General features: G+C 45.2%; 5 protein-coding genes. 2 read left to right on the plus strand and 3 right to left on the minus strand.

All coding sequences use genetic code 11. The features are described from left to right. Nucleotides 1–13: 13 nt before the first annotated feature. From ABDW32_RS06955 to ABDW32_RS06965, 3 genes are read right to left on the minus strand one after another with little or no spacing between them, the layout of a single operon-like run. Nucleotides 14–2,893 carry a SusC/RagA family TonB-linked outer membrane protein gene (locus ABDW32_RS06955; RefSeq protein ID WP_343560764.1) on the minus strand — a complete coding sequence of 960 codons (2,880 nt, stop codon included), beginning with the start codon at nucleotides 2,891–2,893 and terminating at the stop codon, nucleotides 14–16. 27 nt (nucleotides 2,894–2,920) lie between these two features. Next, a complete protein-coding gene (locus tag ABDW32_RS06960) occupies nucleotides 2,921–4,819 on the minus strand; it encodes a RagB/SusD family nutrient uptake outer membrane protein (protein WP_343560766.1) in 1,899 nt (632 codons plus the stop codon). A gap of 13 nt (nucleotides 4,820–4,832) precedes the next feature. Further along, nucleotides 4,833–8,015, minus strand: coding sequence for a SusC/RagA family TonB-linked outer membrane protein (locus ABDW32_RS06965; RefSeq protein ID WP_343560768.1), 3,183 nt, complete (start codon nucleotides 8,013–8,015; stop codon nucleotides 4,833–4,835). Nucleotides 8,016–8,452: 437 nt separating this feature from the next. On the opposite strand from ABDW32_RS06965, the gene ABDW32_RS06970 reads away from it, so the two are divergent. Next, nucleotides 8,453–12,532: a two-component regulator propeller domain-containing protein gene (locus tag ABDW32_RS06970; protein ID WP_343560770.1), complete on the plus strand. Its 4,080-nt coding sequence runs from the start codon at nucleotides 8,453–8,455 to the stop codon at nucleotides 12,530–12,532. 181 nt (nucleotides 12,533–12,713) lie between these two features. Then, nucleotides 12,714–13,382, plus strand: coding sequence for a fructose-6-phosphate aldolase (gene fsa / locus ABDW32_RS06975; RefSeq protein ID WP_343560772.1), 669 nt, complete (start codon nucleotides 12,714–12,716; stop codon nucleotides 13,380–13,382). The last annotated feature ends 7 nt before the right edge of the window (nucleotides 13,383–13,389 follow it).

A 13,389-nucleotide genomic window follows, 5' to 3' on the forward strand; every position in this document is an offset into this window, starting at 1 on the left:
TAACTATTCATGATTAAAATAAAGCCTTTAGGCCGACGTTGAAGAATCGGGTTTGAGGCGCTTGTCCAACATTCAGTTGCATGGTTTCTTTTTCCTTTGCAATCATCAACAGATTGGATCCATTGGCGTAAATACCTAATTCATGGATAAATTTGGAGTGGAGTATGCGTTTGGGAAAATCGTAGGAAAGCTGCACTTTGGACAGGTTGATGCGATCGGTCTTATAGAGCCAAAAGTCTGAACTTCGAAAGTTGTTATCACTGTTGAAGGTGGTCAGGCGCGGATAAGTTGCAGTCTCCTTGGTCGACTCTGTCCAGCGGTCGCGGACGACCACCGAGTATTTATCCTCCGCATCTACCCAAAAGTAAGAACTGTTTTTCATGGCCTTGGCACCAAATTGGCCTGTAGCGGCAGCAAATAGGCTGAAGTTGTTCCATTTGACTGTCAGGTTGAGTCCCAATGTAAGCGGAGCTCCGCTCCATCCGCCTTTGCCCAGGTAAACTTCGTCCCGCGTATCGATCGTGCCGTCCCCGTTTTGGTCTTTATATTTAATATCACCGGGTTTTACCTCCCCAAATGAAGAGAAGGCCGAATTGTCAATGTCGGACTGGCTCCTATAAAAACCATCATGCTGTAAACCCCATAATGCATCCAGCGGTTTCCCGGCTTTATTTTGATAGCTAAATTGATAAAGTTCGTCCCTTTTTACGGCCTTTGTCGTATAGTACATGCCATTGAATCCCAGGGATACAAAAGTTTGGTTTAACTGTTTGTTCAGATTGATACCAAAGTCTACACCCTGGCGTTCGTCACTGTTGTAATTGATAAAGGGAAGATCCGAGTAAACGGGCCAACCTGTCGTAAAATACATCGGGTATTGCGTTGCCGCTTGTACCAAACCACCGCTCATGCGGTTAAAAAAGTAGGATGTATTGAAGGTAATCAGGTTATGGTAAAGTCCGCCTTCAAGGCTGAGGTTAAATTCCTTGCGTTTTGGGAATTTCATATTTGGATTGTCCCCTCGACGTCGGTCAAAAGAGTGTACCAATGCGCCATCCGCCCAGCTATACCAGGCTCCATTGTTATAGGTATAATAGCCCTGATACAGGAAATAATCGCTGATGTCCAGGTCGGTGTTTAAAATACCGGCCGAAGCGGACAATCTTAGCTCATTGACAACTTTGCTATTGGCGAGAAAGTTCTCCTTTGACAGGCGCCAGGCAAGAGCCAGTGTCGGGGAGAGGGCCTGTCTGTTTCCCGCAGGCAATTTCGCCGAATGGCTATAGGCGCTACTAAAGTCAACATAATATTTACCGGAATAGTTGTAGCCTAACTGTAGCCCCAGGTTGGCATTGCTGAGTTTATGGTAACTGCCGGAGGCAGCGATCTGAAAGGCATTGGCCAATAAGATCGCCGAAACATGGTGCTTGCTATCATACGTGCGGTTAAAATTCAGGGAACCATTGAGCCCGATGGTCTGCCGATAACTGCTGTTGCTGATATTTTGGATACCCGATATGCGGTCATCACCATATTTTGTGAGGCCACTGATCCGATCTTTTCCATCATAGTTGTTCCATGAAGCTTGATATACTGCATAATTGTTGTTGTAGGCCTGATTATAATTGGACTGATAGTCCACGGCGAGGTTGGTTTTGAAAACCAGGCCTTCCAGGATATTTTTCAAGTCGAAATTCAAACCTGTATTAAATTGAAACTGCCGGTTAAGATAGCGGTTTGTGCCGCCGGCATAAATGTTAGCAAAGGCATTGGTCTGGTCGAGCTGACTTCCCCCCAGCAGGTACTTGCCATCGATCAGAAAATTACTGTTGTTGACATATACCATCGAATTGAGGTCGCCTTCTTCGATCATATCGATCGGGATGAGCGGCGAGAAGCGATGCGGCCGTATATTGGCCGCAGCCTCCCAATAGTTTGCATTCACACCCTTGGAAATATAGAAGCTGGCTGCTGCATCGACATTTAATGAGATGATATCGCTGACTTTAACGTCGATATTACCACGCATATTAAATCGATTGGCACCACCATTTTTTTTCGCCTGCCCAAAGTTGAGCATGGCTCCTTCAGACCAAAAACCAAAGTTGGTATAGTACTGCGCGCGCTGATTGCCGCCTGAGATTTCGGCAGTCGCATCATAGCGGTAATAATGATCTTTGATATAGTCCGGGGAATAGTAATCGACATTGGGGTAACGAAAGGGATTTGTCCCGGCTGCATGCTGATAGATCGTTTCGGCACTGTAAAGTGGGCTTAGCCCATCATTTTGGCGGGCTTCATTATACAATGTCATATATTCTGCTGAGCCCAGGTATTCTGGATAACTGATCGCCGTATTGATTCCGCTATTGGCCCTGATTTTCACCTGCTGACCGCCGGCTTTTCCACGTTTGGTGCTAATGCTGATTACGCCTTTGGCAGCCCGGCTCCCATAAAGGGCAATGGCATTGACTCCTTTTAGCACACTGATCTGTTCGATCTCCGTCGGCATAACGTTATTGGCATCGCGCGGAAATCCATCCACTAAGACCAGGTAACCGCTCATCCCCCAAATATTTCCGTTATATCCGGGAATAAAGGCATCAAGATTTTCCAAACTGTAGGTATTGTAGCTCTTGTCCAGCAATTGTGGGATATTGATCGCCTGCACATTGCCCATAAGGTCATTTTTTTGGACTTTGCGGAATGCGACCTGTACGAGTGCCGTACTGTCTATGGCACTACTGTCCGGAGCTGCGGCTGTCAAAAATGTCCGGAAGATATTTTTAGGTTGTCCAACGGTCGGATCAAGCGATGCTTTGGCCATTCCTTCCGTGGTGGCAATGCAGCTTAATCCAAGACATAGTGCTATCGTTAATTTTTTGTACTTCATTTTTTGAATGATTAAATGAAAAACTTGTTACCAACCTGGGTTCTGATAGAACTCGGGATACATATTGACATCTCTGACCTTTAGGGGTAACCAGTAATGTTTGCTCGTAAATTTGCGTTCCACAAGAATATGCTCCTTGATGTTGACCACGCGATTCTGAGACGGATCTTGATTATTAAATGTTCCTGCTCGATCAAAGGAAACTGCCTTCTTTAAGGTGTAAGGCGCTTCGGTCAATAACAACCAGCGGCGCAGATCATTAAAGCGGTGGCCTTCGAAGGCAAGTTCCACCGCGCGTTCGCGGCGTAGCTCGGGGAGCAGGGCGGCTGCGGAGCTGAGAAATTTGCTGTCGACATGGCCCACGCCGGCCCGGTCGCGTACGATATTGATGGCATCGACGGCTGTTTTGCCGTAATTGTCTGCTTTGCCCATGGCCGAATTGGAAGCCATCAGGGCAGATTCAGCGTACATCAGATAGACATCGGCAAGACGCATGTAAGGGACGTAAATATGAAGATTGGTACCGTAGCTATAGGCTTGATCATATTTGTTCGATGTTAAAGGGATAAATTTGCGTAAGACGTAGCCCGTCTGACTTCCGGTACGGGTATCCCGATAGCTTCCGCCTGTGAATAGATTCGCGTAACGGTTTTTTTCTTCGGATGCCGACATATTTCCCTGAACGACCTTTGCACCGTCAAAAATAATGTCCTTATAAAAGCGTGGGTCGCGATCTTTCCAGGGATATTCGGCATTGTATCCCGACTCAGCATCAGACTGGGTAATGTCCTTGATCGGTAAGCCGCTTTTCATGCCATAGTAATCGACATAATTTGCGGTTGGGATAAATTTAAGGTCGCCATCTCCAACCTCCAGTGGGATGTATTGCTTGCTCGTACCCCAGTTCGATACCCATGCATCAATATAAGGGCCTCTAAAAATAGCTTCTGTACTACCTGGCATAGCCCAGTTTTGTCCCGTGGTGTAAAAGTTTAAATGAATATTGGCCAGGGGTACCAGCGCATAATTTGTCTGCCCGCTCTCCACAAGGGACAGCAATTCGCCAAAGGCCTGGGCCGCTTTTTTGCAATAATCCGTCTGATAGGTTTTACTCCCGGTAGACTGAAAATTCATCAGCGGACTCCCTGCCCAAAGGTAGTTTTTGCCCAGATAGGCCAGTGCCATGATTTTATTGATGCGCAACTGGTTTTTACCGAGTGTACGCTGTCCAGCAATTGTATTGTCCCAATCAATCGGCAGGAGGTCGGCCGCTTCTCTAAAATCGGCAGCGGCAAGGTCTGCACAGGCCTGGTAGCTAAGTCTTGGCAACCGGAGCTTTTCGTCACTTGGAAGTACATAATTGATGTAGGGCATACCGCCAAAATATTCCATCAGGCGGTGGTGAAACCAACCCCGGAAAAATAACAATTGCCCTTTGATCAGGTTCTTTTCCTCCTGTGTCGCTTCGGTCAGTTTATCGATATTTTCTAAGCCAAGGCTTATTTTCCGAAGGCCAAACCAGGCGGCGCTCCATAGATCGCGAAAGGCACGGTTGGCGAATACATCGTTGTTGTTGGTGGTAAAGTCGCCCTGATCCATCCAACCGGCACCCCAGCCGTCAAATTCCCTCTGCCAACCCCAAAAATTGCCTTGGTCTATTTTGTTTACAAAATGGAAATTGTTCGCAGTGGAGGTTATTTCATCCTCACCCCAGTTCCAGGAGTTGGTCCAGTAGTTGTTGCTGAAATTGACTACGCAGTTGTACAGTTCTTCCGTATAGCCCTGGAAGTTGATAAAGTTTTTAAATGCTTCTTTGGATGATACATTGGACTGTTCCTCTTTATCTAGATATTTATTGCAGGAGAGTAATGAGGTAGTGGACCACAGCGCACCCGTTATAAAGATTACCTTGAAATATTTTTTCATCTGTCTAATTGCTTTAAAAAGTAATGTTTGCACCTAGATTAAATCGCTTTACCGTAGGATAAGCTCCTTGGGAAGCCCAACCAGTGCCGGCGTAATTGGATTCTCGGTCATCCGGCATTTTCGACCAGAAGACCAGGTTGTTGCCATTCAGGAATAGGCGGAGATTTTGAAGGCCTAGGCGTTTGATTACACTGGATTCGCGATTGAAATTGTAGGCAATTTCCGCTGTCTTCAATCGAATGTATGAGCCGTCAAACATATACCGGTTGCCAGGAGCGTAACTGCTCGGTTGTGATAACCATCGTGGGAGTGGCACATCGGCATTGATATTGTCCTTTGACCAATAGGAGCCTTCATCGTAGGCCAAATTCAGTTGCCCTGAGAAACTATTGAAGACAACCTGACGCGTGACGTTGTTGACGGCATACCATTGTGTCATGACACTGAAATTCTTCCAGTCAAATCCAATCGTACAGTTGTAGGTATTTTGCGGAACGGAGGGAAAGGCATAGGGGATATTGTCTTTGGCATCGATAATACCGTCAGCATTGTAATCGAGTATATGATAACTACCGGGGAGCTTAGCCAGGTCATTGCTTTCGTGTATCGTGCTTCCGTAAAGTTCATCCCAGGTATTGTAATATCCGGAGCTAACATAGGAATAGGTCTGACTCACCTGTTTGTTGTCCGGTTTTTGATATTCGGGCAGCAACTCAGGTGCATCGGCATTGATGACTTTATCCTTGGCATGGGTAAAATTGATATCGGCCCATATCCGCCAATCGGGGTTGAGCTGTTTATTGAATTTCAGTTCGACCTCATAACCTTTATTTTCCACCTCTCCGAGGTTGGCCGTTGGGGCCTCAACACCAAAGTAGGAGGGAATGGAGCGTCCGCTCCCCGTGATAAGCACATTCGTCCGATGATCCTTGAAAAAGTCTACCTTTCCAGAAATCTGTCCGTTGAATAATCCGAAATCCACACCGAAATTTAGTTTTTTTACTTTTTCCCAGCGGATATTGGGGTTGCCGAGCACATTTTCTTTATACCAGATGTATGGACTGGTATTGCCATCGGAGTAGGAAAACCGACCATCGACACCCATTCCTGAAGTACCGCCATAAGCCCATTGTGTCAAATAAAGAAACTGTCCACCACCGCTATCGTCGCCAATATCCCCATAAGAGCCACGCAGCTTTAAGCTGTTCAAAAAGGATAAAGGTTTCATAAATTCTTCTTCCGAAACTAACCAGCCGACACCGCCAGAGTTAAAAAAGGCAAATCTGTTTTCGGGGGCGAATTTCTCCGATCCTGTATATGCGCCATTATATTCGACCATATATTTGTTTTTATAATTGTACGTGGCACGGAATACCCAGTCTTCCCGATAGGAGGGAACGGTACTTCCTCTTCCGTATTGATTGCGGTTGACTAGTCCCATTGCCGAAATATTGTGCTGCTGAGCAATGGTTGTTGCATAATTTAATTGCAATTGATAAAACAATCTTCTGTAAGTGGCTCTATCGTCGACAAATCCTGCGCCTGTAGTCCAGTCAATACCTTCCACAAAATCAAATCTATTGGTGCCATCGAAAGGGATCTGGTAGGTTGGAAGTCCGGTTTTGGGATCTATCCACTTGCTCTGGGTGTTATTATTCGCGTCATTGATGCCACGATTGGCTTCAACGAAAGTATTGTCCAGCGACAGCGTTCCACGCACATTCAGTCCTTTTGCCAAAAATTTAAGGTCTTGTTCGAGCGTAAAATCTGTCGTAATGCGGCTTGTAGTTGTATACTCCGTTCCACTGATGGCCAGTACTCGGGCCGAGTTTATTCCGGCATTCGGGTTTGGCGCATTAAATCCCCAGGTGCCATCGGAATAACGTGGGTAAATAACATCCGGGGCAACGGTGTAGGCTGCAATCCAATAGGAATAATTATTGCCACCGCCAAAGGGACTTTTCCGGACAGCACGTGAACCCGCGAGATTCGTTGAAAATTTTGTTGTTGGCGTCAGCTGGAAATCCAGATTCGACCGTACATTGAGCCGGTTAAATCCATAGCCGGCTTTATAGCCCCTGGCGTTTTCAAACTGGCGGAACATATCGCCTTCGTAGAGATAATCCGCATTGGCAAAGTATTTGACAAATGGGGTGCCGCCCGCAATATTCACACTGCTATTTTGCGAAAATGCTTGGCTTCTAAAGAGTTCTTTTGCCCAATCGGTATTTACATAACGTTCTCTTTCGGTTTGGTCAGCCGGGAAACGGTATTTATTGATGATATCCTGCGGCGAATAATCGGCCCAACTGGCCGGGTTGATGCCCAGTTCATATTCAATCACTTTATTGCGCAGCATTAGCGCATCGTAGGAATCCATTTTACCCGGAAGCTGGGAAACGGTCTTGACAATGTTGTTGATGGTACCACGAATCAGCATCTGGCCTTCTTTACCCCGCTTGGTCGTAATTAAAATTACACCGTTGGCCCCTCGAACGCCATAAACAGCAGTTGCCGAGGCGTCTTTGAGTACAGAGATCGTTTCGATAGAACTGATGTCAACCGCAGATAAGGGTCGTTCCACACCATCTACCATGACTAAGGGATCGGTATTATTCCAGGTGCTGCGCCCGCGGATCACAATACGGGGATCTTCCTCTCCGGGCATACCTGTACTTGCTGTGGTAATTACCCCCGGCACGTTACCGGTCAATGCAGCTCCTACACTGGAAACACCGCCAGCGCGTTCTAAAATTTTGCCTGAAGTCTGCGCAATGGCACCAACAACAGTTTCCTTTTTCTGACGACCATAACCGACTACCACCGTTTCTTCGATTTCGATAGACTTATCGCTTAGTTCTATTTCTACGCTGTTCTTATTGTGGATATCGACTTCCAATTGACCGTATCCTAGCTTGGAGACCGTTAACAAATTATTGGCTGCCGGGATCTCGATCGTGAAAGCTCCGTTGTCATCGGTAGCCGTGGCCAGCGATGTGCCCTTTACGCGAATGGAAGCGCCGCTTACTTTTTTGTGGTTGCTATCGAAAACAACGCCCCTGATCTGCCTTTTGGCCTGGGCATAGAGTGTTGCTTGTCCCACATAAAGCAGGAACAGCAGTAAAGTGAACGGTTTAGCTATACCCCATAGCTTTTTCCAATGCCTTACTTGTGAGATTGTACATATAATCATCATCGCATGTTGATTGATAAATAGGTTGAAGAATGATTGGTTAATTTTTCTTGAACTGGTTAGGTATGATGATACCTATGTTCGCGTGGTTCATTTGGCAAAAATGAACTGTCATTTAGGGACCGTTCTGTGCTATCATATTTTTGTTTAATAATTGGTTTATTTTCCCGATCTTAATTGCATCGCAACCGGTTGCATCATTGAGACGCAATTTCCCCATAAGGGGAGATGCCTTTCAAAGCAGTTTATAATTGTAGACCAAAGCTAGCCATTGTAAATTCGTACGGATAGCAAGAATGTTTAAATGAAGGATAAGAATGTCAAAAATGACTGCCAATAGCGTGTAAATCCTTGTACAGACTAGTTTGATCGGGATTAATTTGATAATTTAGTTGACAGTTCACTTCAAGTTTTTGGGGTGGGATAATATACCTAAAGATATGATACGGATTTTACTGGCATTAAGCTGGATATTGCTGACCTTATTTTCCTATGGGCAAAACCAGCCTGTAACATTTCAACGCTATTCTTCAAAAGACGGACTTTCTTCCAATACCATCTATAGTATCTATCGCGACAGCTATGGTTTTCTTTGGCTGGGGACAGAGGATGGGCTGAACCGCTTCGACGGGCGTCATTACAATGTCTATCGCTATGATGCCAATCAAGCGAACAGTTTAATGGCAAACCATATTTCGGCCTTAAGTGAAGACAGGAAGGGTAGAATATGGATTGGTACAAATGGCGGCGGATTAAGTTATTATGATCGGGAGGCCGACCGTATCCGCTCGTATAATCTTACACCCGATGGTAAATGGCTCAGCACGGCAATCAATGCAATTGATCAGGATGCAAATGGAAATATCTGGATCGCTTCCTATGGTGCGCTGTATATCCTGGATGTCAATGATCTCCAAAAAAAGATGGATCCGACCTATCGACGTATTGTCGAAACGTTTGTGGGCAAAGTAACGGGCTGTGTCTTTCGGGATCGGCACAACAACATGTGGGTCTCGTCGGAGAACGGAATTTTTCGTATCGCAGCAGATTTAAAGACCATCAAACGTTTTGAAGTTCTTTCGGAACAGGAAGGTTATGGAAATGGGATTGAAGTGACGTCCATTGTCGAAGATGATCAGGGTAGAATCTGGATCGGGTCTATGCTCGGACTTAAATATTTGAATCCGGGCGATACGCAGTTTAATAAATTTAGCGCCGGAGCAGGTAGAAGTGCTTTGAGCAGTCCACGCATTTATACCTTGTGTTATAATCAAAAGCAGGACTTATGGATCGGAACGGACAATGGTCTCGATGTACTTAATACCAGTGATTTTACCATTCGGACCTTTAAGCCCGACCCAAGTAATGTGCATAGCCTTTCCCATAAATCAATACGGTCAATTTTTAAGGACAACAGTGGAATCTACTGGATAGGTACATTTCAGGGCGGCTTAAATAAATTCGACACCAATTTAAGTCAATTTAGCTTAAAAAGCCTGGATTTCCTGGAAGGCATGACCGGCGATCCAGCGATTGTGACCTCCTTTGCAGCCTATCAAAATAAGGTCTTTTTGGGCGTGGACGGTGGTGGCATTTGGAAATACGACCGCACTACGGATCGATTGTCTCCCGTTGCGCTTTCTGCCAACCTGCCTAAAGATCTCACGGTGCTAACCTTGCAAAGAAACCTGGACCAGCTTTGGATCGGCACCTATCAGCAGGGGCTGATCTGTTATGATCTCCCTACTGGAAACCTCAAAAGATACACTGCTGGCAGTAGAAAAGACAACTTGAATAGTAACGATATTTTTTGTTTGAAAGTTGATTTTCGGGGAAATACCTGGGTCGGGACAAACGGCGGCGGCGTAAACATCATCCAAAAGGGGAGCGGAATTGTTAAAAAATACAAACGCGAGGAGCAATCAGACGATGGAATTGAGCTATCGGGGAATTTTATACGTGCACTGGCGGAAGACCAGGATCACAACATGTGGATAGGGACCTACGGCTCGGGGCTGCTGATGTACGACCCTTTGAAACAACGGACTACAGGTTATGATAAAGCAAAAAATAAGCTTCCAAGCAATTATATACTAGCTATACATACCGATAAAAAAGGGAATCTGTGGGTAGGAACAAACGGTAATGGCATCGGTTTGCTGCGAAAAGGGAAAACAATCTTTGAGACGCTTTCCGAGAAAGATGGCCTATTGAATGGTGCTATTCAAAGTATTGTGGAAGACGATCGCGGGCGGATCTGGTTTTCAACGAACAAAGGTTTGAGTTGTTATTCTCCAGCACAAAATAAGTTTAAGAATTATTCAAATGCAGTCGGATTGCAAGAAGGTGCCTTTATGCTCGGGGCTTCGTTAAAAATGGACGACGGAGAAATTTACTTTGGCGGACAAAAGGGGTTTAACCATTTTTATCCCGCTCATTTAAAAACCAACAGCAATCCTGCCAAGGTCGCACTGACCGACCTAAAGATTGACAACGTGATCATTCAGCCTACCGAAAAAGGTCCGATACAAGAGTCTCTGTTGACCGCCGATCGCATCAACCTGAAGTATAAGCAGAATTTTTCAATTTCTTTTGCAGCACTAAACCTTACCGTGCCGGAAGATAACCAGTATGAGTACCGACTTGTGGGTTTCGATAAAAACTGGATTCGTAATGGAAAAGAAAATAGTGCCTATTACACGAATTTAGATCCTGGGGATTATGTCTTTGAGGTACGTGCGAGCAACAATGATGGTGTTTGGAACAAGGAAATTAAATCGATAGCGATACACGTTGCGCCACCTTTTTGGCGTACAATGTATGCCTATTTATTTTATGTACTGGCCTTCGTCGCAGTGCTGCTGTCCATCAGGCACCGTGGTATTCAAAAGTTGAAGCAGAAATTTGCCCTTGAGCAGGAACGCATCCAGGCGCGGCAGCTGATTGAACAGCAAAAAAGGGATGCGGAGACCAAGCATCAAGTGGATGCGATGAAGATCAGGTTTTTAACCAACTTAAGTCATGAATTCCGCACGCCGATCTCTCTGATCATGGGCCCGATAGATGCTTTGGTCGCTAAAAATAAAGATAGCAAACTGGGCGAGCAGCTTAATTTGATCAGCCGTAACGCACGTCGCCTACTGAACCTGGTCAACCAGTTACTTGATTTTCGGAAAATGGAATACCATGAACTGAAATTGCAGGATGAAGCCGGTGAGCTAGTTTCTTTTGTCCAGGAAGTATACCGTTCATTTCAGGACATGGCCTTGCAAAAAGGGATTGATTATTCTTTTTACCCTTGTCAGGAAAAACTGTATTGTCGATTTGACCGTAACAAAGTTGAGCGCGTTTTATTTAATTTGATCTATAATGCCTTCAAATTCACGAAAAAGGGTGGGGATATCGCGGTAACGATATCTTCGGTAAGCATTGTTGACACCAAACTGCATGTTTATCTTGAGGTGCGTGATACGGGCATAGGTATCCCTGAGCAATTGCAGCAGTCGATATTTGAAAGCTTTTTTCAACATGATACTGAAGGGATGATAGCAAGCCAGGGTTCCGGTATTGGACTTTCGATCGCCCAGTCATTTGTTCAGATGTACCATGGCGAGATTTCGGTAAACAGTCAGCCCAACAATGGGAGTACCTTTAAGTTTGATCTTTGGTTAGATCAAGCTGAACCGCTATACGAAGGGGGGCAAGAGCAGGAGACGATCGTATCTGCGCAGCCGCCGGAGCTTAGACAAAGTCCATTGGTGTTGATTATTGAAGATGATGAAGATTTTAGATACTACCTCCACGAGTCCCTAAAAGAACATTATCAGATAATCGAAGCTACCAACGGGAAGGATGGCTGGCAAAAGGCACTTTTTCATCATCCGGACCTTGTGGTAAGCGATGTTCAGATGCCTTATATGAACGGTATGGAATTTTCACAGAAGCTTGCACAGGATAAGCGGACAAAACATATCCCTGTTGTTTTACTGACGGCATCGCAGGTGGATAACGGTCTTGTCTGTGGCCTTGAGTCGGGTGCGGTGGGTTACCTGACCAAGCCCTTTGATATGGATGTATTGGTGGCGAAGGTTAACAGTTTGCTCCAGCTGAACCAGGCTTTTAAGGAGGTCTATAGCAAACAGGTATCTATACTGGCTCCCGAAATGACGATCAAGTCCGAAAAGGATAAATTTTTACAGAAAGTGCTCAGTTATGTGCACGATAATATCGATAATCCGCAGTTGTCGGTCGAAGCCCTGAGTGCTCACACATCGATGAGCAGGGCCTCCCTCTACAACAAACTACTGGAACTTACCGGAATGTCGCCCGTAGATTTTATCCGCTCAGTAAAACTAGAAAAGGCGGCGAACTTGTTAGAAAAAAGCGATAAGTCCATTTCTGAGATCGCTTACGAAACGGGGTTTGCCAATCCAAACTATTTTACAAAAGTCTTTAAGGCTAAATATCAAATGACACCAAGTGAATACATCCAGTCACAAAAAAGTACAACGGTTGAATAAGCGCACAACCGTTGCCTAAAAACATCGTTTTAACGCATTTTTTTAGAAGGGTAATCTGTTTTAAACATTTTTACCCTTCTTTTTTTTATTTGTTGCAATCGTATCTAGCTGAAAGCAATAGTTTTGTCCTATAACCAATCGCTGGAGATCTAGCGAATACAAAACTAATCAACTCAAAAAAATGAAATTTTTTATCGATACCGCAAGTCTCAATGAGATTCGCATGGCTCAAAATCTAGGTGTCTTAGATGGCGTAACGACCAACCCTTCACTCATGGCCAAAGAGGGCATTACAGGAACAGCCCATGTACATGCGCATTACAAAGCGATCTGTGCTATTGTAGACGGTGACGTAAGTGCTGAAGTCATTTCGACAGAATATAACGCAATGATTGAAGAGGGTTTGCTCCTGGCAGCCTTGGACAATAAGATTGTTGTTAAGGTGCCAATGACCGAAGACGGCATTAAAGCGATCAAATATTTTAGCACAAAACAAATTAAGACCAACTGTACTCTGGTATTTTCCGCGGGCCAGGCGCTCTTGGCAGCGAAAGCAGGAGCTACCTATGTATCGCCTTTTGTGGGCAGGCTTGATGACATCTCCGTCGATGGACTGGCGCTGATCCGTGAAATACGGACCATCTATGACAATTATGCTTTTCAGACCCAAATTCTTGCGGCTTCAGTCCGTCATAGTGCGCATATACTAGGTTGTGCCAAGATCGGTGCGGATGTCATGACCGGACCTTTGCAGGCGATCTTCTCCCTATTAAAACATCCATTGACGGATAGTGGACTTGCCCAATTTTTAGCTGATCATAAACGCGTTGCCGCACAAAGTAACAATTGAGATGGTC

This window comes from Sphingobacterium sp., assembly GCF_039596235.1.
Taxonomy (GTDB): domain Bacteria; phylum Bacteroidota; class Bacteroidia; order Sphingobacteriales; family Sphingobacteriaceae; genus Sphingobacterium.

Coding starts and splice junctions, on each gene's coding strand:
- ABDW32_RS06955 (WP_343560764.1), bottom strand. CDS start 2,893: ATGAAGTACAAAAAATTAACGATAGCACTATGTCTTGGATTAAGCTGC.
- ABDW32_RS06960 (WP_343560766.1), bottom strand. CDS start 4,819: ATGAAAAAATATTTCAAGGTAATCTTTATAACGGGTGCGCTGTGGTCC.
- ABDW32_RS06965 (WP_343560768.1), bottom strand. CDS start 8,015: ATGATGATTATATGTACAATCTCACAAGTAAGGCATTGGAAAAAGCTA.
- ABDW32_RS06970 (WP_343560770.1), top strand. CDS start 8,453: ATGATACGGATTTTACTGGCATTAAGCTGGATATTGCTGACCTTATTT.
- fsa (WP_343560772.1), top strand. CDS start 12,714: ATGAAATTTTTTATCGATACCGCAAGTCTCAATGAGATTCGCATGGCT.